Raw genomic sequence first — 23,770 nt, 5'->3', positions numbered from 1 at the left:
ATGACCAATATCGCAGCTTTCCTCTACCTCGTCTCCGGCGTGCTTTTCATCCTGGCACTGCGCGGCCTCTCCCATCCGGCCACCAGCCGCAAGGGCAATCTCTACGGCATGATCGGCATGGGGATGGCGATCCTCACGACGCTGGTGCTGGCAACGCCTTCTTTTGCCGGCTTCGTGCTGATCGTGCTCGGACTGGCGATCGGCGGCGGGGCGGGCGCCTATATCGCCCGCGTCATCCCGATGACCTCGATGCCGCAGCTGGTGGCGGGCTTCCACTCGTTGGTCGGCCTGGCCGCCGTGCTGGTTGCTGCCTCCGCGCTTTATACACCGGCCTCCTTCGGCATCGGCGATATCGGCTCGATCCATGGCGAGGCGCGTATCGAGATGGCGATCGGCGCCGCGATCGGGGCGCTTACCTTTACCGGCTCGATCATCGCTTTTTTGAAGCTTGACGGGCGCATGTCCGGCAAGCCGATCCTGCTTGCCTTCCGGCATATCATCAACATCGCGCTTTTGGTGCTGATCGTCTTCTTCATCATCGGGCTCGCGGCAACCGAAAGCCATTTCGATTTCTGGGCGGTCGTGGCGCTTTCGCTGGTGCTCGGCGTGCTGCTGATCGTGCCGATCGGGGGCGCCGACATGCCGGTCGTCGTCTCCATGCTGAACTCCTATTCGGGGTGGGCGGCAGCCGGTATCGGTTTCACGCTCGGCAATCTCGCTCTGATCATCACCGGTGCGCTGGTCGGCTCTTCGGGTGCGATCCTGTCCTACATCATGTGCAAGGGCATGAACCGCTCGTTCATATCCGTCATTCTCGGCGGCTTCGGTGGCGAGACCTCTGCAGGGGCTGCGGACAATTCCGATAAGACCGTCAAGCTCGGCTCGGCAGAGGATGCCGCCTATCTGATGGCGAACGCTTCCAAGGTCATTATCGTGCCGGGCTACGGCATGGCGGTTGCCCAGGCGCAGCACGCGCTTCGCGAGCTGGCCGACAATCTCAAGAAGGCCGGCGTCGAGGTCAAATACGCAATTCATCCGGTCGCCGGCCGCATGCCCGGCCACATGAACGTGCTGCTGGCCGAAGCGAACGTGCCTTATGACGAGGTCTTCGAACTCGAAGACATCAACTCCGACTTCGGCCAAGCCGATGTCGCTTATGTCATCGGTGCCAACGACGTCACCAATCCAGCGGCGCGCGATGACAAGACCTCGCCGATCTACGGCATGCCGATCCTCGATGTCGACAAGGCCAAGACCTGCCTCTTCGTCAAGCGTTCGCTCGGCTCCGGCTATGCGGGCATCGACAATACGCTGTTCTACAAGGATGGCACGATGATGCTGCTCGGCGATGCAAAGAAGGTCACCGAGGAGATCAACAAAGCGATCGGCCACTGAGCCAAGGCCCGGCTTCGAGCCGGGCTTTTATTTCAAGCGATGCCAGCCGAAGAAAAAGGCCCGCCTAAGCGAGCCTTTTTCCATCTCTGCCGACCTTTGTCAGGTAGCAGCGGGCGCCAGCGTCATTTTCTCCACGCCGATTGCGAGATTGAGGCCCTCCTGGGCCTGCACATTCAGCGGTTGCAGCATGAAAGCCTTGTTGGTGCCACCGGCGATCACCTTGGCACCGGCACCTGCGCCCAGGCTGGCATCGGCGCCGATCCCGTAGTATTCACCGGCCAGTGCAAATTCCGGAATGTTTGTGCCGGTCTTGGCAAGAACCTGCCAGATCATAACGCTTTTGCCGGTCTCGCCGATATCCAGGCCAAATTTCTCGATCTTGCCGGCATAGACGGCTTTCGGGCCGCCTCCGGCAGGCGTGTAGGTGCAGATCAGATTCTTCTGCGAAGTGATAATCAGCCCCTGACCGCCTTCCGATCCGCAGACCAGACGGCCGAGGCTGATATAGTTCGCAGCGCCTGCCGGGCTTGCAAAGACTGCTGCCGCCGCTGCCGTTGCTGCGATCATCATGTGCTTGAACATGGCCGTTCTCCTTTCGGATGACCTATCGGAAACGAATTGATCCTTTTGATTGTTCCGGCCGTTATTCGCGCTCCAGCGCGCTACGCGGTGCTGTCAGGGTCCAGATCAGGCCCTGCGGCAGGTAGTCTACCTGCACCGATCCGCGGAAGGCTGCTGCAGCATGCGTCTTGATGACAGTGGTTCCAAAGCCGGAGCGGGACGGAGTAGCGACTTCGGGACCGTTCCGTTCCTCCCAAATAAAACGGAGCATTGCCTCGGACTGATCCTCGACCTGGATATTCGCCCAGGAGAAGGAGACGCGGCCCTGCGGCACTGAAAGCGCACCGTATTTCACCGAATTGGTAGCCAGTTCATGCAGCGTCAGGCCGAGGTTCTGGACCGCCTCCGGCTTGACCACAAAATCCTCTCCGGAAATCTCAAGCTGTTCTGCCGCCTGCGGAAAGGCCTCCAGGTGAATGTCGATGACCCGGCGGAGCGAGGCACCGGACCATTGCTCGCTTGTCAAAAGCTCGATCGAACGGACGAGCCCGTCGAGGCGATCGGAAACGGCCGACTGGAAGCCTTCGACGCTGTCGGCCTGTTTGGCGAGTTGGCGCATCATTGCCTGGGCCAGCGTGAGCAGGTTCTTCGTTCGATGCACGAGCTCATGCATAATGAAATGCAGACGGTCTTCCGTCTGGCTGCGATCGAACGAGGCATTGGACAGAGCAACGGCGACCTGGTTTGCCTCGATGACGCTGGTATCGATCGGCGCCACGATTTGGCCTTCGCCCATGCTGCTTGCCATGTCGGCGATATCGCGGATCGTAGTGCGCACCTGCCGCGCCACGGCATAGGCCGCGAGCACGGCGACCAGAAGCAATGCGATGCCGCCGACGATCAGGAAACGCCATGTCGTGAGGATCGATGCCTGCGCCGTGGCAACCGGTCCCCAGACCACCGTTTTCCAGGACCAGCCGGGAATTTGGGCATAACCGAGGAGTTGATTCGGCAGAATATCCTCGTCCTCGAAGACGCCGCGCGAAGCGATAAGCGACGGCAGGATGCGCGTGTCGAACGGCGTTCCGGGGGCAATGCTTGCCATGCCGCTCGAAGCCACCACATGGCCGCCCTGATCGATCACCGCAGCCGACCAACCCGACGCAAGCCCTTCGGTCGTGACAAGTCTGGCGAGGTCCTTGGCGTTCTGGGTTACGATCAGGGCCGCGACTTGACCTGCATCCAGCGGCATCGTGACATTGTAGACCCACTCGCCGCTTGTCGCTCCCTTGAAGACGTCGGATGCTTCGATACGGCCGGACTCGATGGCCGATTCCATCGCCGGGATATTGGCTGTCTTGCTGAGCGGCGTGCCGAAATCACGGCGCGTGTTCAGTAGCTGCTGACCGCTTCGGTCGACGGCGATCACGTAGAGTGTATCGCCGCGCAGGGCCGTTTCGGTCCGCTCATGAAACGAGGCGAAGTCGTTGTTCTCGAGTTCGGGCGAGGTCGAGAGCAGACGAAGTGTCGTCGCCATGTCCTGCAACTGCCGGTCAATAGAGCGAGACAGGGTCAGCGCGTCTTGCGCCGTCTCGCGCCGCAGCGTCGTCCGCTGATTGTCCTCGAGCTGCAGAAGCAGGAGTGTGACGAAAGCAAAGATCGGCACGGCGATCGAGACCGCCATGGCAACCAGATAGGTGCCGATCGAAGCCTTGGGAAACAGCCGCGTGCGCAGACTCATGGGCATAATCTTTGCAGGCTTTCGAGGGCGAATGGCCCGGCCGGATTTTCGCAAACAGTTACGAAAGCAAAAAACTGCATCGCCGTCAGTGCCCTCAACGCGTTCGGATTCCCGATAGCCTGCTATCGAAGCAAGGACATGTTAGGGGCAGGGGAAAGTGGTTGCAACACACTAAACCATGCTGACGGAAGAATTGTAATGGTCATACAATTGTGCCGTCAGGCGAACCGGGGAAGCCGAAATGATCGGAGGCTTGCGTCAGTTGCGCCTGACAGAATCTCGTTTGCCGCCAGCGCGCCGACCAACGGAGCAAGCGTCACGCCGGAATGCATAACGGCGATGTAAAGGCCGCCGATGCCGCAATTGCCGATGATCGGGAAGCCGTCTCGCGGCGTCGTGCGATATCCAACAGTGAGGAAATCCATTGTCAGCGCGTCGCTTTCCAAAAGGCTGGCTTTGACCTTTGCAAAGAGAGCGGCCGCGGTCGCCTGGCGGTCTTCGCCCGGATCGCTGCCGCCGAAGTCGCTGCCCGCGATGATGCGCCCTTCGGTCGTCTGGCGCATATGCAGTTCCGTCGCAATCACCAGGCCGTTCAGCCGTTTCTCGAACGGGCGGGAGTGGACGATCAGGCCGGGCGGCGCGTCAATCGGCAGCGTGATCCCGGCTGACGCGGCTATGGGAACGGATCCTGCGCCGCAAGCGAGGACGACATGATCCGCATCGATCAGACCTTGCGACGTCACGACGCCGGCAATGTGATCTCCGCTACGGATGAGGCTGCGAACGGCAGCGCCGATGAATTTCGCGCCTCGCGCTTCGGCATCCGCCAGCATCATGCGCGCGGCTGCGACCGGCTCGACTGCGCCTTCCTCAGCGACAGCGAGGGCGAAATCGGGTGCATTACTGAGATAGGGTTCGCGGCGGGAGATCTCACTGCGCTCGATGCGGTTGATGCCGTAGCCCCAGCCGCCGTGCTCCTTCGCGTAAGCTTCGAGTTGATTGCGGGGCAGGTCCCAGCAGATGCCGCCGCACCAGGAAAGCGGCAGGCCCGGAAGCTCCGCAGCGAGCCGCTTCCACTCCGCCATCGAGCGGCGCCGGAAATGAAAGTAGAATTCGGGGTTTCCCCAGCTGGCATTGATCCAGGCGAAGGAATTGGGCGTTGCGACGCCGCCGGTTTCTTCGGCGATGACCGTCACAGCAGCACCGGCCTTCGCCAAATGCCAGGCGATCGAGGCGCCTATGATACCGGCGCCGACGACGATCACATGCCGTTTCGCCGCCATCGCTGTTTTCTCCGTGATCTGCAGATATCAGCCGCTGGTTGCAGCGCCGACGCGGGCCAGGCCGTCGCGGGCCGGCTGGTATTTCGGGTCCAGGCCGATCGCGTGGCGATAGGAGCGGGCCGCCTTCTCCTTGTCGCCGCGGCGCTCATAGACGAGCGCCTGATTGGCCCAGGATTCGGCGATGTTGCCGTTGAGCTCGATCGCATGGTTGAAGTCGGCGAAGGCATTGTCGTCGTCATTCAGCGCGAAATAGGAAATGCCGCGGCCGTTATAGGGCTCGGGCGAATTCGGTGACAGCGAGATCGCCTTCGAGAAATCGTCGATCGCTTTGTCCTGCTGATTGCGCTTCTGGAAAATCAGGCCGCGATTGTGATAAGCGCGGCCATCCGTCGTGCCGAGCTGGATTGCGCGGGCGAAATCGTTGAATGCCGCATCGTCCTGGCTGGCCTGGCGATAGACGTTGCCGCGGCCGATATAGGCGACGTCGTAGCTCGGGTTGATCTGCAGCGCGGCGTTGTAGTCGGCGATCGCCTGTTGCTGCTGGCCCATGTTGCGATAGACGAGCGCGCGGTTGGCATAGGCCTGGAAGAAGCGCGGATTGATCTGCAGGGCGGTATTGAAGTCGTTCAGCGCGGCCTTGAACTGACCGGCACGGCCATAGGCCGAGCCTCGGACGTTATATGCTTCCGGATCACGCGGATTGGAATTGATCACCGAGGTCAGCGAGGCAATGTTCTCTTCGGAACCCTGAGCCTTGTCGAGGTGGATCACAGCATCGGAGGTGTTGTCGGTCTGGCAACCGGCAAGGCCGATTGCGGCAAGGACTGCAAGCACCGGCAGCAGCGTCGCTTTCGGCGCGCGCAAGGACCGGGGCGAGGTGAACAAGAAATCAGCCATTCGTGCGCTTCCCCCATGCGTCATATCCGGGGGCAATCGGATATGCGATCTTCAGCAGCAAAAATAAAAAGGCGGTGGCGACACGTAATCGCCCCCGCCAACATGCATCTGAAAACGTCGAAATAACGACGGCACCGTTTAGCGTGCGACCAGACCTTCGCGCTGTGCCCGCTTGCGAGCCAGCTTGCGAACGCGGCGAACAGCTTCGGCCTTCTCGCGGGCGCGCTTCTGCGACGGCTTCTCGTAGTAGTCGCGCATCTTCATTTCGCGGAAAATGCCTTCGCGCTGCATCTTCTTCTTGAGAGCGCGGAGAGCCTGATCGACATTGTTATCGCGGACGAGTACCTGCACGAGAATCACGTTCCTTTGGTTTTGGTTGACACCAGCGGCGGCACAGCGCCAGGGCAAAATTATACGGTTCGCGCGGCCGGAGCCTTGCGATTGGTGATGCGGGATAACAGATCGATGACACGAAGTCCAGACTGATATGGCGATCTGCGGAAAAAATGGCGGATAAGCCTTCCGCCTGCTTGGCGGATGCGGTGCCCAGAAATGCATTTGCTATTGCGGTATGCAGAAATACCCCTATATATGAGCCTATCGAATATTGCTTGTGACCTTTGTCACGCGCTGAGCGCTCTGTCAGATTTCCTCTCAACTCTCGATAAGAGCCGGCGAATAATTTCCCGGCAGTGCAGCGATTGAAAGGAGATCGTTCATGAATTCAGGCACGGTTAAGTGGTTCAATAGCGCCAAGGGCTTTGGCTTTATTCAGCCGGACGATGGTTCGACCGACGTATTTGTTCACATTTCCGCCGTGGAGCGTGCCGGCATGAGCGCGTTGTCCGACGGGCAGAAGGTACGCTACGATCTCGTCCGGGACAAAAAGTCCGGCAAGAACGCAGCGGATAATCTTCAGGCCGCGTAATTTGTCATTTGCCACGGCTGACCACGGATGTACTGGCAGCGGGCTGAATGACGGGAAGAGGTCGGGTAAAACGCCCGGCCTTTTTGACATTTTGAAAGAGCACCGTGATGCCAAAGCCGAACTATAAGGCAAAGCCGACCTATAAAATAGGTGACTTTGTCGTGCTGAAGTCCGGTCTCACCCGAACGGCCGCTGCCGACAGGCGATGCGAGGTCGTCGGCATCCTGCCGAACGACCATGGACATGTACAGTACCGTGTTCGGTTCGAGGCCGAAAACTTCGAGCGCAGGATAACAGCGCTTGATATCGATGCGACCGAATCCCCGCCGCGGATTTCAGGCGCTCACGTAGCCCAAACTTCCAATGCCGAGCCTTGGCTGAAGACGTCCAGCATCAAGGTTCGAAAGTAACGCCTCCCCTCGTTAACGATACGGCATGCCATTGCCGCGAAAGGATAAGATTTTGCAGGTTCTCGTCAGGGACAACAATGTCGACCAGGCTCTTCGCGTTCTCAAGAAGAAGATGCAGCGCGAAGGTCTGTTTCGTGAAATGAAGGCGCGCAGCGCCTATGAAAAGCCATCCGAGAAGCGCGCCCGCGAAAAGGGCGAAGCTATCCGCCGTCAGCGGAAACTCGCGCGCAAGAAGATGCAGCGCGAAGGTTTGCTGCCGATGCCCAAAAAGGCCGCAAACACACGTTGAGTGTCGCTTGCGAGCGTGGTTTTCAAAATCGCGAACCATCCAAGGAAAAGTGAATGACTGCCACAAAGGACGCATTCTTCAACGCCACGAAGATGTCGGCCCGCGACAAGGCGGAAGCCACGGATCACACGGCGCGGGCGATTATTGCAGACGAAGCAAAACTGCGTGAAAAAAAGACGGAGAAGCTGAAAGCCCTCCGTCTGCAGCGGCAGGCCGAAGCTGAGCCCGAACTTCCGGCTCCGAAAAGAAAGCGCAAGGTTTCAGTCAAATCGGCCGGCCAATAGGTCTTTGCAAACCGTGGTCCTTCCCCTTGAAGGCGTCTGCCTGTCCGATTCCCACGCGCTCCAACACAATCTCTCTTTATGCTGCGTGCCAGTTCTGCGACAGGATGGCGTTCGGCGCTAAAGCGGCGTAGCCTTTCTTCGCTGCTCAGCGGCTTGCAGCGTAGGGGGCGCCATCGGTTCATGACACGCGCGCAGCAAATCGGTGTCATTATCGGCTTGGCGATTGTTGCCGTGCTCACGCTGCTGCGGGCCAGCGATCCACAGCTGCTGCGATCGATCCGCGATGTGACCTTCGACGAATACCAGCGCGTATCGCCGCGGTCCTTCGAAGAGCTGCCGGTTCGGGTAATCGATATTGACGAGGCATCGCTACGCGAATTCGGCCAGTGGCCGTGGCCGAGAGACAGGCTGGCTCTGCTCGTCGACAGGCTGTCCGAGATGGGTGCGGCGGCGATCGCTTTCGACATTCTCTTTGCCGAGCCCGACCGGCTTTCGCCACGTACTGTCGTCGGCAATGTGCCCGGCATCGATCCGTCGCTGCTGTCGCAATTACCGGACAATGACGAGATTTTCGCCGATACTATTGCCGATAAGCCTGTCGTGCTCGGCTTCGGCTTGACCAACGAGGGAACCTATCGCCCGTCCGTCAAGGCAGGCTTCGCCTTCACCGGCGAGAGTCCCGTCGGCGCACCCCCGCATATCAATGCCGCAACGCCGTTACGTCCGCGCCTTGAAGCGAACGCCGCCGGCATCGGTCATATCAGTCTCAATCCGGGCAGCTCTTCGTCGGTCGTGCGGGCAGTTCCGCTGTTTCTGACGGATGGGGAGCAGCTTTATCCGAATCTGGCGCTGGAGGCACTGCGTGTTGCGCAGGGTGTCTCGACCTATGTGCTGGCGGGTGCTCCGGATGCGGCCGGCGTCATGGTCTCAGTCAAGACAGGCGATTTTGTCGTCCCCGTGACGGCGGCCGGCGAGTTATGGCTCTATGTCAGCCCAGACCGTGCGGAGAGATATGTCTCCGCGCGGCATGTGCTTGCAGAAAAAGGTGCCTCGGCCGAAGTCAGCGCGGCGATAAACGGAAGTATCGTCTTTATCGGCACATCGGCCGCGGGGCTGCAGGATATCCGTGTCACGGCGCTTGGAGAAAATGTGCCGGGGGTTTCGCTGCACGCGCAGACCCTCGAGCAGATTTTGAACGGCCGCTATCTGTCGCGGCCGGACTGGGCGGATGGCCTGGAGATATTCGCCATCGCAGTGCTTGGCAGCCTTTTGGTGATCCTGACGACCTTCGTTAGCCCGGCGGTAGCCCTAGCCTGTGGTTTGGCGATTACTGCGCTTGCTGTTGTCGCCTCGTGGCTCTGCTTTTCCTACGCCGGGCTTCTTTTCGATCCGTTGGCTCCGATCATCAGCGGATCAGTGACGCATTTCGCCGCGACGTCGTTCCGCATTCTGGTGATCGACCGGGAACGGCGCGAGGTTCGCCGCGCCTTCGGGCAATATCTGTCACCATCGCTTCTCTATCGTATCGAGCATACGCGCGACGCACTGCGCCTTGGCGGCGACGATCGGCAACTGACGGTCATGTTCGTCGACGTGCGTCATTTCACCGAAATCAGTGAGCGGCTTCCGCCGAGGGCCGTGGTCGGATTCCTGAACACGCTGCTCGACGCACTGAGCCGCCATGTCGTCGCCAATGAGGGCACGCTCGACAAGTTCATCGGCGACTCGATCATGGCCTTCTGGAATGCGCCAGTCGATGTCGCCGATCACGAGACGAAGGCGGTGCGCGCCGCTCTGGCCATGCGGGAAACGCTTGCCGAGCTCAATGCTGCCGATGCCTTCGGCTTTGGCAAGGATCAACCGGTGGGCATCGGCATCGGTATCCATACCGGCGTTGCCTGTGTCGGAAATATGGGAGCCGAAACGCGCTTCAATTACTCGGCCGTCGGCGATGCCGTGAACGTTGCTGCGCGGATCGAATCCTCCTGCAAGGAAATCGGCTTCGATATTCTGATTTCGGAGGACACAGCGCGGCTGCAGTTAGGTGCTGCGCTGCTTGAGGCGGGCACCTTCGGCCTGAAGGGAAAGAGCAGCCGGACGCGCCTATTCGCCGTCGTCGGGGATGAGCGCGTGACGCAATCGGCCGAATTTGCAGAGCTGCGGCAGCTCCACCATCAGCTTGTCGAGGCATTTCGCTCGCGCTCGCCCGACACGCGCAGGATCGTCAGTGCCATCAGGTTGAAGACCAAAATGATCGCTCCCGGCCTGGCAGAATTTTATCGCCGGATTTCCCGCAGGGCCGATCATTTCCGTGATGAACCGATTTCTGAGGAAGCGCGCCCAGCAGAATGACCTATCAGCGATGGTGGTTCCGTTCGCCGCGATCCCTATCGCGGTCCTTGCCATGGTGATGGTCGCCCTTGTCGCGGTCTCTGTCGTGATCGCCCCGGTGGTGATCATGTGATTTATGCGGCCTGTCGTGGTCATGCGGCTTGTCCGGCTTATGCGGCCCGTCGGGCTTGTCGGGCTTGTCCGGCTTATGCGGCCTGTCAGGTTTGTCGGGTTTGTGTGGTCTATCGGGCTTATCCGGCTTGTCAGGTTTATTCGGTTTCTCCGGCTTCGGTTCCGGAGGCGAGACGGCCGGCGCCTGGCGCTGAAGGTTATCGGGCCGCTGCAGTGCCGCCGTCAATCCGCAGCCGCCGCCCATCATGCCGGAAAGCGACTGACTGCCGGAAAGGAATGGGAGGGCGCGTGGCGTTCCCAGTCTTCGAAGGACGCCCTGGTTTACGCGCGCCACATCCGTCATGTTGCCGTTGGGTGTCGCAACGACACTGTCGCAACGGCGTGTCAGTTGCCGGCAGCCGCCCGGGCCGCAAAACTGGGCGGCGCCATTCAGCATGACGACGGCCGTCGTTCCATCCGGGCCGACATAGAAATCGAAGGCGGTGCCACGCACGCCGATCGTGCCCGCAGGTGTCAGGATCTGGTAGGCGGACGATTTCGAACTGCCGCTGATCCAGCGGAAAGTTCCCTTCGCTGCGCGGATGCTCAGCTTTTTCACCGATTGAGAGTCATCGAAGATGTATTTGTCGATGACGACTGACGAACCCCAGCCGACCGCAAGCTTGGTGCCGTCACGGAAGAGAAACTGGCCGAGACCGGATTTCGATGTACGAATGCGCTCGTCGCGATGGACTGCGGCATTTACGGTCAGCGGTCCCGTTTGACCGGTCACTTCCGTCTTGATGCGGACCGCCTGGCCAACCTGCTCGGCTGCGGAGGCCGGCATGGAGCTGGAAAGCACCGCGCTGAACACCGTGGCTGCGGCAAGACGCACATACGACATGGGAACACCCCTAGGAATAGGAATATTAGCATGTGATTTCGCGTCTCGTCTTCCTGCCCTCTTGGGTTAGTCGGACTAATCCGGTGCGGGTGGGCGGATGCGGCAACCTCAGTGTCATCAGCACTTGTTCCACCCATGTCAAACAAAAGCCCGTTCGCGTCGCAAAAGAAACGTTGTGCCGCATTTCGATTTGCGATTTGTATGGCCACGAAGAAAATGCCTTTCCCTGAAGGAGATGAAGGCGGATGCGGAAATACTCGGTTTTTGCCGTGGCACGGGAAGCGCTCAGGGGCCACAAGGGCTGGGAGAGGCAGTGGACTTCGCCGGAGCCGCGTGCGCAATACGACGTTATTATCATCGGCGGCGGCGGGCATGGTCTGGGAGCAGCCTACTACCTTGCCAAGGAGCACGGCATCACCAACGTCGCGGTGTTGGAAAAGGGCTGGCTCGGCGGAGGCAATACCGGCCGTAACACCACCATCATCCGCTCGAACTATCTCTATGAAGAGAGCATGCACATCTACGAGCATTCGATGAAGCTCTGGGAGAACCTGTCGCAGGATCTGAATTACAATGTGATGTATTCGCCGCGCGGCGTGATGATGCTCTCGCACAACATCCACGATCAGCAGTCCTTCAAGCGGCATATCCATGCCAACCGGCTCTATGGCATCGATAATGAATGGCTGACGCCGGAGCAGGCGAAGGCTTATTGCCCCCCGCTCGATATTTCCGCAGCTGCGCGTTATCCGATTAACGGCGCCGCCTTGCAGCGCCGCGGCGGTACGGCGCGTCATGATGCGGTCGCTTGGGGTTATGCCCGAGCGGCGTCGGATCGCGGCGTTCACATCATCCAGAATTGCGAAGTCACCGGCATCCGCCGCGGACCGGACGGGCGGGTTGTTGGCGTCGAAACCAATCGCGGCTTCATCGGCGCGAAGAAGGTCGGCGTCTCCGCGGCCGGCCACTCGACGACCGTGATGAAGATGGCGGACGTGCGCGTGCCGCTGCAATCGAGCCCGCTGCAGGCGCTGGTTTCCGAACCACTGAAGCCGATCTTTCCCTGTGTCGTCATGTCGAACACGGTGCATGCCTATATCTCGCAGTCCGACAAAGGCGAGCTCGTCATCGGCGCTGGCACGGACCAGTATAATTCCTATTCGCAGACAGGCGGCCTGCAGATCATCACGCATACGCTTGATGCGATTTGCGAGCTCTTCCCGATGTTCCGCCGCGTGAAGATGATGCGCTCCTGGGGCGGCATCGTCGACAATACGCCGGACCGTTCGGCGATCCAGTCGAAGACGCCGGTTCCGGGGCTCTATGTCAACTGCGGCTGGGGAACGGGCGGCTTCAAGGCGACGCCGGGTTCGGCCAATCTCTTTGCGCACCTGATCGCCCGCGACGAGCCGCACAAGTTCAATGCCGGATTGACGCTGGATCGCTTCCGCACCGGACGGCTCATCGACGAAGCGGCAGCCGCCGCCGTCGCGCACTGACCACGCACTTCCGACAAGGGAATCCAATGCTACTGATCTACTGCCCATACTGTCAGGAAGAGCGCTCCGAGCTCGAATTCCGTGGCGCTGGCGACGCGCATATTGCGCGGCCCCAGAATATCGCTTCGATTTCCGACGAGGAATTCGAGGCGTATTTCTTCCTGCGCGACAACCCGAAGGGTCTGATCTTCGAACGCTGGCGGCACATCCACGGCTGCGGCCGTTTCTTCAATGCAGCGCGCGACACCATCAGCGACAAATTCATCATGACCTACAAGGCAGGCGAGCCAAAGCCTGAAATAGGCGCTGCGAGCGTCCCGCACGCCCCCGTCGAAACCTATGAAGCGACGGAAGGAGAGGCGAAATGAGCGGCGCGAACCGAATTCCAGGCAAGGGACGCCTGACGCCGGCGAGAACCGCCCGCTTCACTTTCGACGGCAAGAGCTATACCGCGCTCGAAGGCGACACCGTCGCTTCGGCGCTGATCGCCAACGGCGTGCATCTCGTCGGCCGCTCCTTCAAGTACCACCGCCCGCGCGGCATCCTTTCAGCCGGTGCGGAAGAGCCGAATGCGCTGATCGACGTTGCCCGAGACTCGGCGCGAAAGCAGCCGAACGTGCGCGCCACGGTTCAGGAAGTCTTCGACGGTATGATCGTCAAGTCGCAGAACCGCTTCCCGTCACTTGCTTTTGACGTCGGTGGCATCAGCGATCTGCTTTCGCCGTTCTTTGCGGCGGGATTCTACTATAAGACCTTCATGTGGCCGAAGGCCGCCTGGAAGCATGTCTATGAGCCACTCATCCGACGTTCCGCCGGTCTCGGCGTCGCGCCGACGGAAGGGGATCCGGATCACTACGCAAGCCGCTATGCGCATTGCGACGTGCTCGTCGCCGGTGCGGGCGTTGCAGGTCTCTCCGCTGCCCTTGCCGCGGCTGAGACGGGCGCCCGCGTCATCATCTGCGACGAGCAGGCGGAATGCGGCGGTGCGTTGCGCTTCGACTGCGGCGTGAAGATCGACGGCATCGAAGGCTACGTCTGGGCGCAGCAGGCGGCTGCCAAGCTGAAGGCGATGGACAACGTGCAGGTTCTGACCCGCACGACGGCCTTCGGCTACTACAACCATAATTTCATCGCTCTTGCCGAGCGCGTGACCGACCATATCGCCAAGCCAGGCCGTGACCTGCCGCGCGAGCGTCTCTGGCAGGTCCGCGCCAAGCGGGTGATCCTCGCCAGCGGTGCAATCGAGCGGCACATGGTATTCCGAAACAACGACCGCCCGGGCATCATGCTGGCGTCTGCCGCGCGCATGTACCTGAACCACTACGGCGTCGCCGTCGGAGCCAAGGTTGGTGTCTACACCGCCCATGACTCGGCCTATGAAGCCGCTTTCGACCTGAAGCGTGCCGGCGTGGCAATCGCTGCGATCGTCGATTGCCGCCAGACGCCGGGGGCTGCAGTTCTTGCCGAAGCGCGTTCGCTCGGTATCGAGGTGCTGGCTGGACAATCGGTCATCAATACTTCGGGCAAGCTCCGCGTCTCATCGATGACCGTCGCCCGCAACGGCGGCGGCTCGCCGCGCAAAGTTGCGGTCGACGCATTGCTGGTTTCGGCCGGCTGGACGCCGTCGGTGCACCTCTTCTCGCAGTCGCGCGGCAAGGTGAAGTTCGAGCCGGAAAGCCAGCGCTTCCTGCCCGGCACCTATGCGCAGGACTGCCTGTCGGTCGGCGCCTGCAACGGCACGGACGGCCTGCAGCAGACGATCGAAGAGTCTCTTGCGGCCGGCGAGCTGATGGCGCAAGCCGTCGGAAAATCGGGCAGTGGCAAGATCAGCATCTCGGCCGAGCAGGCCTATGACTGGACCGGAGGTATGATCGGTGCTGCCGAAGGTGCCGGCCCGGAGACGAGCGCCAAGGCCTTCATAGACTTCCAGCACGATGTCTGCGCCAAGGACATCCGTCTTGCAGTGCGCGAAGGCATGCACTCGATCGAGCACATCAAGCGCTTCACGACGAACGGCATGGCCTCCGACCAGGGCAAGCTCTCCAACATGCACGGTCTGGCGATCGCCGCCGAAATGCTCGGCAAGGAAATCCCGCAGGTCGGCCTCACGACCTTCCGTGCGCCCTATACGCCGGTCACCTATGGCACGCTGATCAGCCATTCGCGCGGCGAGCTCTTCGATCCCGCGCGTAAGACGCCGATGCATCAGTGGGAAGCGGCGCATGGCGCTGTGTTCGAAGACGTCGGCAACTGGAAGCGTGCCTGGTTCTATCCGCGCGCCGGCGAGACGATGCATCAGTCGGTTGCCCGCGAATGCAAAACGGCTCGCGACATCGCAGGCGTTTTTGATGCCTCGACGCTCGGCAAGATCGAGGTCGTCGGCCCGGATGCGGCCGAGTTCATGAACCTGATGTACACTAATGCCTGGGACACGCTGAAACCCGGCAAGTGCCGCTATGGCATCATGGCCCGCGAAGACGGCTTCGTGTACGACGACGGCGTTGTCGGGCGTCTTGCGGATGACCGTTTCCATGTCACGACGACGACAGGCGGCGCGCCGCGCGTTCTTCATCACATGGAAGACTATCTGCAAACGGAGTTCCCGCACCTGAAGGTGTGGCTGACCTCCGTTACCGAGCAGTGGGCTGTGATTGCCGTGCAAGGTCCGAAGGCGCGCGAGATCGTCGCGCCGCTCGTTGAGGGGCTCGATATTTCCAACGAGGCCTTCCCGCATATGAGCGTTGGCGAGTGCAAGGTCTGCGGCGTACCTGCGCGCCTCTTCCGCGTGTCGTTTACTGGCGAAGTCGGCTTCGAAATCAACGTTCCAGCCGATTTCGGCCAGTCGGTGCTGGAAGCTGTCTGGGCAAATGCCGAGCCGCTCGGCGCCTGCGTCTACGGCACCGAGACGATGCACGTTCTTCGCGCCGAAAAGGGCTATATCATCGTTGGACAGGATACGGACGGCACGGTCACGCCGGATGACGCAGGTCTTTCCTGGGCCGTTTCCAAGAAGAAGACGGATTTTGTTGGTATTCGGGGGCTGAAGCGTCCCGATCTCGTCAGGGAAGGCCGCAAGCAGCTTGTCGGTCTCGTTACGAAGGATACGAAGCTGGTGCTCGAAGAGGGCGCACAGATCGTCGCCAATCCGAACGAGCCGAAGCCGATGACCATGCTTGGTCATGTGACCTCGTCCTACTGGTCGGAAAACCTCGGCAAGTCCATCGCCTTCGCGCTGGTCGCCGGCGGCCGGGCGCGCGCAGGCGAGACTCTTTATGTACCAATGCCGGACAAGACGATTGCCGTTGAAGTGACGGACATGGTGTTCTTTGACAAAGAAGGAGGCCGGATCAATGGTTGATGTGGCAATTCGCAAATCCGCTCTTTCCGGCAACCACGGCGGTTCTGCCACTGTGCGGCTGACGCCTGCGCCTGCGGCGAGCCGGGTGGCGCTGCGGGCGCCGGCAGCTTCGCTTAAAGCTCTTTCATCGGCTCTCGGCGTCACGATCCCGGATGCGCCGAAAACCTCGGGCCGTAAGGGTGGACGTTCAGTGCTCTGGCTCGGCCCCGACGAATGGCTGGTGATCGATGAAGACGGCGCAGATCTGATGGCCTTGTTATCAGGTGTCAGCCTCCTTCATTCGGCGACGGATGTCTCCCATCGCAATGTCGGCATCATCGTCTCTGGCCCCGGCGCCGAAGCCGCGCTTTCGGGCGGCTGCCCGCAGGACCTGTCGATCGGCACATTTCCGGTCGGCGCCTGCTCGCGCACGCTGTTCGGCAAGGCGGAAGTCGTGTTCTTCCGCACCGAGGACGATACGTACCGGATCGAATGCTGGCGGTCGTTTTCCGACTATGTCTTCGGTCTGCTGGCCGAGGCGGCAGAAGATGCGGGGCACTGACACGCCGGCCGTGAAATCGCGCGAGAGCGGCTAAGGACGCAAAGCCGCTTTCAGCAATTCAATGGCCGCTGAACTGATCGCGGGCGGAACTGCGCGTTCGCAAAATTCCCGCCATACGAACAGCGTTAACTTCGCGCCATCAATGGTCTTGGCGGTATATTCGGCAAGGTCCTCAAGGAGCCGATATCGGGCATCCTCCCAGAAGAGTGTCTCCACCAACGCCGAATTCATCCTGTGGTTTACAACCCAGCTCCCGGTTTTCGAGGATATTAAACTGCGCGGGGATTTCCAAAGAGCCTGCTCCTCAGGTTTCCTCCGGCCGGTCCTTCGGGTCGAACTGGATGATGGTGATCCAGTTCGCAGTAAGCGCGGGTTTCTTCTCGTTTTCGATCTCGATGGACACTTCATATGTGGTCATCAGCATGCTGGCGCCGCGGAAGCGTGCGTCGGCGAGGATGAAATGGCCGCGGATGCGGGTGCCGGATTTGACCGGCGCCATGAAGCGCACCTTGTCGAATCCATAGTTGATACCCATCGTCTGCTCGCGGATTTTGGGCAACGCATTGTAATTCATTGTGGAAAGCAGAGAGAGCGTCAGGAAACCATGGGCGATCGTGCCGCCGAAGGAGCTTTCGGTTGTCGCGCGGGCCGGATCGGTATGGATGAACTGATGGTCGTTGGTGGCGTGCGCAAAAGCGTCGATCATCGCCTGATCGACAAGAATCCAATCTGAAAGCCCTGTTTTCGTGCCAATGAGCCCGCGGACTTCCGCGAGCGAAATTTCCCTGACCATAAATTCCCCATGAAAAAAGCCGCCTGCTCAATTGCTTACAGTGGATTTATGACAATTACGACAACGATTCACATTCGTTGCGGCTTGAATCAATTCCCGACGCAAAAGATGGCCGACCGCGGCGGAACGATCACGGCCGCGCCAAGCTTCTCGGAGTTGCCGGACGCGCTCAACAGCCGCCACGCGGCAGTGTCTGGGGGCGGGAAGACGAAGTCCATCGCATTGTTCGATCGGTTGAAAAGCACGGCCAGACGCACCTGTCTGCGGCTGTCGCGGTCGCGCGTTGTGAGCAGCATGCCGAGCGTGGAGAGATTCGCAGTCTCCCACTCTCCAACGGTCATCGGATTGCCCGAGGAGGATATCCATTCGACATCGCCGTTGCCGTCGAAGAAGCCGGATTCGGAGAAGACGGAGAAGCGCTTTCGCAATGCTGCCACGAAGGCGGTGTGGGCGATCAATTCTTCATCCAGCGCCTCCCAGTCGACCCAGGTGATTTCGTTGTCCTGGCAATAGGCGTTGTTGTTGCCGCGCTGTGTTCGCCCGCCTTCATCACCCGCCGTCAGCATGATGCTGCCGCGGCTGGCAAAGAGCGTCGAGATCAGCGCCTTCAGATCGCCACGGCGCTTCTTGATGATATCGCGATAGCGCGTTTCGCCCTCGATGCCGTTGTTCCACGAATGGTTCTCGTTGTGGCCATCGCGGTTTTCCTCGCCGTTCGCTTCGTTGTGCTTATGACTGTAGGCAACGAGATCCTTCAGCGTGAAACCGTCATGGGCGGCGAGGAAATTGACGCTGCGCGTCGCCGTTCCGCCGTTTCGCAAGAAAATGTCGGAGGAGCCGGCCAGTGCTGTTGCGAGCGGCCCGGTCTTCCAGTCGTCGCCGCGCCAATAGCAGCGGATATCGTCGCGAACGCGGTCGTTCCATTCGAGGAAGGGAGCTGGAAAATTGCCGAGTTGATAGCCGCCCGGACCGATATCCCAAGGCTCGGCGATCATGATGCGCTCGGCGAGCACGTCATCGTCGAGGATTGCGCAGAGTGTCCCTCCATGGGCCTCGAAGCCGTTTGCCGTGCGGCCGAGGACAGGCGCCAGATCGAAGCGGAAACCATCGACGCCGGCGCCGAGGACGAAATGTCGGAGGCTATCGATGATGAGCTGGCGGACATAGGGATGATCGCAGGCGACGGTGTTGCCGGTCCCGGTGTCGTTGACAAGCTCGCCGGGCCGGCCGGGCAGATGCCGGTAGAAGGAGCGATTGTCGAGGCCGCGCAGCGACAGCGTCGTGCCGTAACGGTCGCTCTCGCCGGTATGGTTGAAGACGAGGTCAAGAATGACGCCGATGCCTTCGGCCCGAAGCTTCGCAACCGTATCGCGCAGTTCGGCCATGCCGCCCGGCGCGAGGCGCGGATCGAGCGCCATGAAGGCAACGGGATTGTAGCCCCACCCGTTCGCTAGTCCGAGCGGCGGCAAATGGCGCTCGTCGATCCAAGCGGTGATCGGCATCAGCTCGACGGCATCGACACCGACCCGCTTGAGATGAGCAATCACTGAGGGATGGGCAAGGGCGGCGACGGTGCCGCGCTGCGTCTCGGGAACGTCCGGGTGGAGGATCGTGAAGGGTTTGACCGCGACTTCATAGATAAAACCGCCTGGCTTGAAGAGGGGTTTCGCCAACGTCACTTTCGTATCGCGGGTCACCATCGCCTTCGGCATCAGGTTCTGCGTGTCTTCGCCGAAGATGCCGAGACGCGGATCATGGCGGAACGGCCGGTCGAGCTGTTTGGCGTACGGGTCGACCAGAAGCTTGGACGGATCGAACCAGAGACCGTTTTCCGGAGCATAGATGCCGTCGGACCGTAAGCCGTAACAGGCGCCTTCCTTCAGACCGTCGACGAAAAGCCGGTGCACATGGCCGTTTTCGCGCGCCATCGGCAGGCGCGCGAGTTCCTTGTTGCCGGTTTCATCGAAGAGGCAGAGCTGGATCTCTGTGGCATGCTGCGACCAGACGGCGAATTCGACGCCGGTTTCGAAAAGGATCGCGCCCCCTTTAGCCCTGTTGTCCGCCCGCATGAGCCTCCGATCAGGTGATCACCGAAGGTGCATCACGGCCCGTGTGCTTGCGGATGTCCGCGATGCTTTCCGCGGCGGCGACCAGGTCGGCCAGCGCCTCCTGCGTCTCGATGTTGTGCCGGGTCGAATCTGGCTCGTAACGCTCCAGGTAAACACGTAGCGTCGCACCGGACGTCCCGGTGCCGGAGAGGCGGAACACGACTCGCGAGCCGCCCGAAAAAAGAATGCGAATACCCTGATGTTCGCTGACCGACTTGTCGACCGGATCGTGATAAGCGAAGTCGTCCGCTTTTTCGACGGTCAAGCCGCCGAAGGTCTTGCCCGGCAGGGCTGCAAGCTGGCTGCGCAAATTATCGATCAGGCCGTTTGCAGCGTCGGTATCCACGCCTTCATAGTCATGGCGGGAATAGTAGTTGCGGCCATAGGTCTGCCAATGCTGGGTAACGACGTCCTGAACGCTTTCGCCGCGGACGGCAAGGATGTTCAGCCAGAGGAGTACGGCCCAGAGGCCGTCCTTCTCGCGGACGTGGCTGGAGCCGGTTCCGGCGCTTTCCTCGCCGCAGATCGTTGCCATGCCGGCATCGAGCAGATTGCCGAAGAATTTCCAGCCGGTCGGCGTTTCATACATGCCGATGCCGCGTTTTTCGGCGACGCGGTCGGCAGCACCGCTGGTCGGCATGGAGCGTGCGATGCCTGCCAGGCCGCCGGAATATCCCGGCGCGAGATTGGCGTTGGCTGCGAGGATCGCCAGGCTGTCTGAAGGGGTGACGAAGATGCCGCGGCCGATGATGAGGTTGCGGTCGCCGTCGCCGTCCGAAGCGGCGCCGAAATCGGGCGCGTCCTCGCCCATCATCTCGTCATAGAGTTCCTTGCAGTGGACAGGGTTCGGATCCGGATGATGCCCGCCGAAATCCGGCAGCGGCATGAAATTTCGCACCGAGCCGAGCGGCGCGCCAAGACGGTTTTCGAAGATTTCCTTGGCATAGGGGCCGGTAACGGCGCTCATCGCATCGAAGGCGATTCGGAAGCCGAGGCTGATCAGATTGCGGATCGCGCCGAAATCGAAGAGCTCCTCCATCAGCGCGGTATAGTCCTCGACCGAGTCGATGACCGAAAGCATCATGCCGCCGGGCAGTTCTTCCTTGCCGATGCGATCGAGGTTCACGTCCGGGAAATCGGCGATCTTGTAACTGTCGATCACCCTGGTGCGCGCATAGATCGCGTCGGTGATCTTTTCCGGCGCCGGCCCGCCGTTGTTGACGTTGTATTTGATGCCGAAATCTTCGGTCGGGCCGCCGGGATTGTGGCTGGCAGAAAGGATAATGCCGCCGAAAGCCTTGTATTTACGAATGATGTGCGAGGCAGCCGGGGTCGAAAGAATGCCGCCTTTGCCAACGATGACCTTTCCAAAGCCGTTGGCGGCGGCCATCTTGATCGCCTTCTGGATGACCTCGCGATTGTAGTAGCGTCCGTCGCCGCCAATGACGAGGCACTTGCCCTGATAGCTTTCCAGAGAATCGAAAATCGATTGGATGAAGTTCTCAGCATAGTTCGGCTGCTGGAAGACCGGGACCTTCTTCCTGAGACCCGACGTGCCGGGTTTCTGGTCCTGGTAGGGCGTTGTGGATACAGATTTGTTCATTTCTGTCACTTGCCTTTCGGGGCGAGGCTTGAATAGAGGGCAGCGTAGCGCTCGGCGCTCTTCTCCCACGAGACATCCGATTTCATGCCCTGCTTTTGCAATTGGGTCCAGACTTTTTGGTCCGCGAAGAGATGTAGTGCACGCCGGATTGCCTGCAACATACCCTCTGCGGTGACGGGAGAAAACTGTATCCCCGTTGCGACTTTCGCTGCAAGCGCGGCGTGATTGGCATCGATCACGGTATCGTTGAGACCGCCGGTGCGTGCCACGATCGGCACGCAGCCATAACGCAAGCCGTAAAGCTGGGTGAGACCGCAAGGTTCGAAACGCGAGGGAATGATGATGGCATCGCAGCCGGCCTGCATCAGGTGCGACATCGGCTCGTTATATCCGATCGAGACGCCGATGCGGCCGGGATGACGGGCGGCTGCGGCAAGCAGCGAGCCTTCAAGCGCTGGATCGCCGGAGCCGAGGACGGCAAGCTTGCCGCCGAGGGCGACGATTGCGTCGCAGGTCGCAGCGATCACGTCCATTCCCTTTTGCCAGGTAAGGCGGCTGATGATGCTGAAGATCGGCGCGCCGTCATCATGCAGGCGGAAGAATTCGGCGATCGATTTGCGGTTCTCTTCGCGATTTTTAAGTGTCGTGACGCCGTAATGTGTGTGGACGACCGGATCGGTTGCCGGATTCCAAACTTCAGCATCAATGCCGTTGACGATGCCGTGCAGCACGTCGCGGCGGCTGGCGATGACACCTTCCAGCCCCATGCCGAACTCGTTCGTCAGGATTTCCTCGGCATAGGTGGGGCTTACGGTGGTGATCGCGTGCGCAGTCTGAAGGCCACCTTTCAGGAAGCCGATATGGCCGTAATATTCGATGCTTTCGGTCGAGAACGCATGCGGCGGCAGGCGCACGCTCGGGAAGATGTCGGCGCTGAACTGGCCCTGGAATGCCATGTTGTGGATTGTCAGAACGGTCGGCAGCTCAGGCGTCGGATAGTAGCGCATATAGACCGGCGTCATGGCGGCTTGCCAGTCGTGGGCATGTACGAGGTCCGGCCGCCAGTCCGGCATCAGGCCCGCGGCGATTTCGGCAGCCGCCAGCGATAGCGCCGCGAAACGCCGCCAGTTGTCGGCATAGTCCTTGCCCGTGTGGTCGAGATAGGGACCGCCCATGCGATCGTAATATGCAGGAGCGTCGAGAACGAGGATATCGAGGCCTTCATATTCCACTTCCAGCACCGTCGCGGGCGCTCCCAGCAGATCATCGAACTGCAGGCGAACGACCGGATCGCGAATGACCTTCATGACTGCCGGGTAGCCGGGCATGAGGGTCTTCGTCTCAATGCCGAACTGCTTGAGTGCGATTGGCAGGGCGCCGGCCACGTCGGCAAGGCCCCCTGTTTTGATCAAAGGGAAGACTTCGGACGCAACCGAAAGAACTTTCATATGTCTAAAGATCCAACTTATCGAGCATCGGTTGCGTAATCAGGCAAATACCGCTTTCCGTCCGCCGGAACCGCTTGGCATCGAGTTCCGGATCCTCGCCGACGACAAGGCCCTCCGGAATGACGACGCCATGATCGATCACGACGTTTTTCAATTGCGCGCGCCGGCCGACCTTCACGCTCGGCAGGACGACGGCTCCCTCCAATTTCGAATAGGAGTTAGCGCGAACACCGGTGAAAAGAAGGCTTTTGTGAAGCGTGGCGCCGGAGATGATGCAATCGCCGGCGACGACCGAGGAGGTGGCCGAGCCACGGCGGTCTTCGTCGTCGTGGACGAATTTTGCCGGTGGCGAGATTTCCGCATAGGTCCAGATCGGCCAGGATTTGTCATAAATATCAAGTTCCGGGACGATCGCCGTCAGATCGATATTCGCCTGCCAGTATGCTTCGATCGTTCCGACATCGCGCCAATAGGGTTCGTGTTCGAAATCCGAGCGGACGCAGGACTGGCCGAAGCGGTGCGCGACCGCCTTACCGTTCTTCACGATATAGGGGATGATATCCTTGCCGAAATCCTTGCTGGAATTCGGATCGGCTGCGTCGCGGCGCAATGCGTCGATCAGGAACTTGGTGTGGAAGACGTAGATCCCCATGGACGCCAGCGCAAAATCAGGTTTGTCCGGAATGCCTGGCGGATTGGCGGGCTTTTCGACGAAATCGATGATCCGGTCGGCCTTGTCCACATGCATAACGCCGAAGCCGACGGCTTCCATGCGCGGCACTTCCAGGCAGCCGATGGTGACATCCGCGCCCGAATCGACGTGCTGCTGCAGCATCCACTCGTAATCCATCTTGTAGACGTGATCGCCTGCAAGGATGACCATGTACTCGACGCCGTAATCCTCGATGATGTCGATGTTCTGATAGACGGCGTCGGCAGTGCCTTCGTACCATTGCGTTTCCGAGACGCGCTGGCTGGCTGGCAGGATGTCGAAGCTTTCGTTTCGCTCGGGACGGAAGAAGTTCCAGCCACGCTGCATATGGCGGATCAGAGAGTGAGCCTTATACTGCGTCGCGACGCCGATGCGGCGGATGCCGGAATTCAGCGCGTTCGACAGTGCAAAGTCGATGATACGTGATTTGCCGCCGAAATAGACCGCCGGCTTGGCGCGCCGGTCGGTGAGTTCCTTGAGGCGGCTTCCCCTGCCGCCGGCCAGAACATAGGCCATTGCGTCGCGGGCAAGTGGCTGAATGCGCTTTTCTACCATTGTCTACTCCTCCCACCAG

The 23,770-nt window shown here is 60.5% G+C and carries 21 protein-coding genes and 1 pseudogene; 10 read left to right on the top strand and 12 right to left on the bottom strand.

Annotated features, from left to right (window positions below):
* Complete coding sequence (locus tag QA644_RS16475) at positions 1–1,395, top strand: NAD(P)(+) transhydrogenase (Re/Si-specific) subunit beta (protein ID WP_283069578.1); 1,395 nt, start codon at positions 1–3, stop codon at positions 1,393–1,395.
* A 99-nt stretch (positions 1,396–1,494) separates the two neighbouring features.
* Here the strand turns inward: QA644_RS16475 and QA644_RS16470 are convergent, their stop codons facing one another.
* From QA644_RS16470 to rpsU (QA644_RS16450), 5 genes are all read right to left on the bottom strand, one after another.
* Entirely contained in the window at positions 1,495–1,977 is a 483-nt protein-coding gene (locus QA644_RS16470; protein ID WP_074069691.1) for a DUF992 domain-containing protein, read from the bottom strand.
* A 61-nt stretch (positions 1,978–2,038) separates the two neighbouring features.
* Positions 2,039–3,697: a sensor histidine kinase gene (locus QA644_RS16465; protein ID WP_074070434.1), complete on the bottom strand. Its 1,659-nt coding sequence runs from the start codon at positions 3,695–3,697 to the stop codon at positions 2,039–2,041.
* Positions 3,698–3,915: 218 nt separating this feature from the next.
* The gene (locus tag QA644_RS16460; protein WP_283069575.1) at positions 3,916–4,980 is read right to left on the bottom strand and encodes an FAD-binding oxidoreductase; all 1,065 of its coding nucleotides are present in this window, start codon (positions 4,978–4,980) and stop codon (positions 3,916–3,918) included.
* Positions 4,981–5,007: 27 nt separating this feature from the next.
* Positions 5,008–5,877 carry a tetratricopeptide repeat protein gene (locus QA644_RS16455; RefSeq protein ID WP_283069573.1) on the bottom strand — a complete coding sequence of 290 codons (870 nt, stop codon included), beginning with the start codon at positions 5,875–5,877 and terminating at the stop codon, positions 5,008–5,010.
* Between the two features lie 138 nt (positions 5,878–6,015).
* Positions 6,016–6,228, bottom strand: coding sequence for a 30S ribosomal protein S21 (gene rpsU, locus QA644_RS16450; RefSeq protein ID WP_003585885.1), 213 nt, complete (start codon positions 6,226–6,228; stop codon positions 6,016–6,018).
* Positions 6,229–6,595: 367 nt separating this feature from the next.
* On the opposite strand from rpsU (QA644_RS16450), the gene QA644_RS16445 reads away from it, so the two are divergent.
* From QA644_RS16445 to QA644_RS16425, 5 genes are all read left to right on the top strand, one after another.
* Positions 6,596–6,805 (top strand): cold-shock protein, encoded by a 210-nt coding sequence (locus tag QA644_RS16445; RefSeq protein ID WP_028739741.1) that lies wholly within the window; start codon positions 6,596–6,598, stop codon positions 6,803–6,805.
* 107 nt (positions 6,806–6,912) lie between these two features.
* The gene (locus tag QA644_RS16440) at positions 6,913–7,215 is read left to right on the top strand and encodes a cold-shock protein (protein WP_194728208.1); all 303 of its coding nucleotides are present in this window, start codon (positions 6,913–6,915) and stop codon (positions 7,213–7,215) included.
* A gap of 52 nt (positions 7,216–7,267) precedes the next feature.
* On the top strand, positions 7,268–7,504 hold the full coding sequence (rpsU, locus tag QA644_RS16435; protein ID WP_022715889.1) for a 30S ribosomal protein S21: 237 nt from the start codon (positions 7,268–7,270) through the stop codon (positions 7,502–7,504).
* 53 nt (positions 7,505–7,557) lie between these two features.
* Positions 7,558–7,788 carry a hypothetical protein gene (locus tag QA644_RS16430; RefSeq protein WP_039846116.1) on the top strand — a complete coding sequence of 77 codons (231 nt, stop codon included), beginning with the start codon at positions 7,558–7,560 and terminating at the stop codon, positions 7,786–7,788.
* Positions 7,789–7,968: 180 nt separating this feature from the next.
* On the top strand, positions 7,969–10,140 hold the full coding sequence (locus QA644_RS16425) for an adenylate/guanylate cyclase domain-containing protein (RefSeq protein ID WP_283069570.1): 2,172 nt from the start codon (positions 7,969–7,971) through the stop codon (positions 10,138–10,140).
* A 4-nt stretch (positions 10,141–10,144) separates the two neighbouring features.
* Here the strand turns inward: QA644_RS16425 and QA644_RS16420 are convergent, their stop codons facing one another.
* The gene (locus QA644_RS16420; protein ID WP_283069569.1) at positions 10,145–11,134 is read right to left on the bottom strand and encodes a FecR domain-containing protein; all 990 of its coding nucleotides are present in this window, start codon (positions 11,132–11,134) and stop codon (positions 10,145–10,147) included.
* Positions 11,135–11,379: 245 nt separating this feature from the next.
* Between QA644_RS16420 and QA644_RS16415 the strand changes: the two genes are divergently transcribed.
* Genes QA644_RS16415 through QA644_RS16400 form a run of 4 tightly spaced genes read left to right on the top strand, consistent with a single transcriptional unit; the run spans position 11,380 to position 16,532 of the window.
* Positions 11,380–12,633 carry a sarcosine oxidase subunit beta family protein gene (locus QA644_RS16415; RefSeq protein WP_074069686.1) on the top strand — a complete coding sequence of 418 codons (1,254 nt, stop codon included), beginning with the start codon at positions 11,380–11,382 and terminating at the stop codon, positions 12,631–12,633.
* 26 nt (positions 12,634–12,659) lie between these two features.
* Positions 12,660–13,001 carry a sarcosine oxidase subunit delta gene (locus QA644_RS16410; protein WP_074069685.1) on the top strand — a complete coding sequence of 114 codons (342 nt, stop codon included), beginning with the start codon at positions 12,660–12,662 and terminating at the stop codon, positions 12,999–13,001.
* Complete coding sequence (locus QA644_RS16405) at positions 12,998–15,991, top strand: sarcosine oxidase subunit alpha (protein WP_283069567.1); 2,994 nt, start codon at positions 12,998–13,000, stop codon at positions 15,989–15,991. Before QA644_RS16410 ends, QA644_RS16405 begins: the two co-directional genes overlap by 4 nt.
* On the top strand, positions 15,984–16,532 hold the full coding sequence (locus QA644_RS16400) for a sarcosine oxidase subunit gamma (RefSeq protein ID WP_239596927.1): 549 nt from the start codon (positions 15,984–15,986) through the stop codon (positions 16,530–16,532). Before QA644_RS16405 ends, QA644_RS16400 begins: the two co-directional genes overlap by 8 nt.
* A 30-nt stretch (positions 16,533–16,562) precedes the next feature.
* On the opposite strand, the pseudogene QA644_RS16395 reads toward QA644_RS16400, so the two are convergent.
* The 6 genes and pseudogenes from QA644_RS16395 to glgC all read right to left on the bottom strand — a co-directional run bounded on the left by QA644_RS16395 (position 16,563) and on the right by glgC (position 23,751).
* A pseudogene (locus QA644_RS16395) lies at positions 16,563–16,824 on the bottom strand (hypothetical protein).
* 12 nt (positions 16,825–16,836) lie between these two features.
* A complete protein-coding gene (locus QA644_RS16390) occupies positions 16,837–17,325 on the bottom strand; it encodes a MaoC family dehydratase (protein WP_194728204.1) in 489 nt (162 codons plus the stop codon).
* Between the two features lie 89 nt (positions 17,326–17,414).
* A complete protein-coding gene (gene glgX, locus QA644_RS16385; protein ID WP_283069562.1) occupies positions 17,415–19,394 on the bottom strand; it encodes a glycogen debranching protein GlgX in 1,980 nt (659 codons plus the stop codon).
* Positions 19,395–19,404: 10 nt separating this feature from the next.
* The gene (locus QA644_RS16380; RefSeq protein ID WP_194728202.1) at positions 19,405–21,036 is read right to left on the bottom strand and encodes an alpha-D-glucose phosphate-specific phosphoglucomutase; all 1,632 of its coding nucleotides are present in this window, start codon (positions 21,034–21,036) and stop codon (positions 19,405–19,407) included.
* A gap of 5 nt (positions 21,037–21,041) precedes the next feature.
* Complete coding sequence (glgA, locus tag QA644_RS16375; RefSeq protein ID WP_283069561.1) at positions 21,042–22,484, bottom strand: glycogen synthase GlgA; 1,443 nt, start codon at positions 22,482–22,484, stop codon at positions 21,042–21,044.
* A gap of 4 nt (positions 22,485–22,488) precedes the next feature.
* A complete protein-coding gene (gene glgC / locus QA644_RS16370; protein WP_074069678.1) occupies positions 22,489–23,751 on the bottom strand; it encodes a glucose-1-phosphate adenylyltransferase in 1,263 nt (420 codons plus the stop codon).
* Between the last annotated feature and the right edge of the window lie 19 nt (positions 23,752–23,770).

The sequence above is a fragment of the Rhizobium sp. CC1099 genome, from assembly GCF_029714385.1.
GTDB lineage: Bacteria > Pseudomonadota > Alphaproteobacteria > Rhizobiales > Rhizobiaceae > Rhizobium.
The sequence above is the reverse complement of the archived record's forward strand: the minus strand, read 5'-3'. Positions and strand labels throughout refer to the sequence as shown.

Bases quoted from the DNA above. Each gene is read 5' to 3' on its own strand.
- QA644_RS16475 (WP_283069578.1), top strand. From the start codon at position 1: ATGACCAATATCGCAGCTTTCCTCTACCTCGTCTCCGGCGTGCTTTTC.
- QA644_RS16470 (WP_074069691.1), bottom strand. From the start codon at position 1,977: ATGTTCAAGCACATGATGATCGCAGCAACGGCAGCGGCGGCAGCAGTC.
- QA644_RS16465 (WP_074070434.1), bottom strand. From the start codon at position 3,697: ATGAGTCTGCGCACGCGGCTGTTTCCCAAGGCTTCGATCGGCACCTAT.
- QA644_RS16460 (WP_283069575.1), bottom strand. From the start codon at position 4,980: ATGGCGGCGAAACGGCATGTGATCGTCGTCGGCGCCGGTATCATAGGC.
- QA644_RS16455 (WP_283069573.1), bottom strand. From the start codon at position 5,877: ATGGCTGATTTCTTGTTCACCTCGCCCCGGTCCTTGCGCGCGCCGAAA.
- QA644_RS16445 (WP_028739741.1), top strand. From the start codon at position 6,596: ATGAATTCAGGCACGGTTAAGTGGTTCAATAGCGCCAAGGGCTTTGGC.
- QA644_RS16440 (WP_194728208.1), top strand. From the start codon at position 6,913: ATGCCAAAGCCGAACTATAAGGCAAAGCCGACCTATAAAATAGGTGAC.
- QA644_RS16430 (WP_039846116.1), top strand. From the start codon at position 7,558: ATGACTGCCACAAAGGACGCATTCTTCAACGCCACGAAGATGTCGGCC.
- QA644_RS16425 (WP_283069570.1), top strand. From the start codon at position 7,969: ATGACACGCGCGCAGCAAATCGGTGTCATTATCGGCTTGGCGATTGTT.
- QA644_RS16420 (WP_283069569.1), bottom strand. From the start codon at position 11,134: ATGTCGTATGTGCGTCTTGCCGCAGCCACGGTGTTCAGCGCGGTGCTT.
- QA644_RS16415 (WP_074069686.1), top strand. From the start codon at position 11,380: ATGCGGAAATACTCGGTTTTTGCCGTGGCACGGGAAGCGCTCAGGGGC.
- QA644_RS16410 (WP_074069685.1), top strand. From the start codon at position 12,660: ATGCTACTGATCTACTGCCCATACTGTCAGGAAGAGCGCTCCGAGCTC.
- QA644_RS16405 (WP_283069567.1), top strand. From the start codon at position 12,998: ATGAGCGGCGCGAACCGAATTCCAGGCAAGGGACGCCTGACGCCGGCG.
- QA644_RS16400 (WP_239596927.1), top strand. From the start codon at position 15,984: ATGGTTGATGTGGCAATTCGCAAATCCGCTCTTTCCGGCAACCACGGC.
- QA644_RS16390 (WP_194728204.1), bottom strand. From the start codon at position 17,325: ATGGTCAGGGAAATTTCGCTCGCGGAAGTCCGCGGGCTCATTGGCACG.
- glgX (WP_283069562.1), bottom strand. From the start codon at position 19,394: ATGCGGGCGGACAACAGGGCTAAAGGGGGCGCGATCCTTTTCGAAACC.
- QA644_RS16380 (WP_194728202.1), bottom strand. From the start codon at position 21,036: ATGAACAAATCTGTATCCACAACGCCCTACCAGGACCAGAAACCCGGC.
- glgA (WP_283069561.1), bottom strand. From the start codon at position 22,484: ATGAAAGTTCTTTCGGTTGCGTCCGAAGTCTTCCCTTTGATCAAAACA.
- glgC (WP_074069678.1), bottom strand. From the start codon at position 23,751: ATGGTAGAAAAGCGCATTCAGCCACTTGCCCGCGACGCAATGGCCTAT.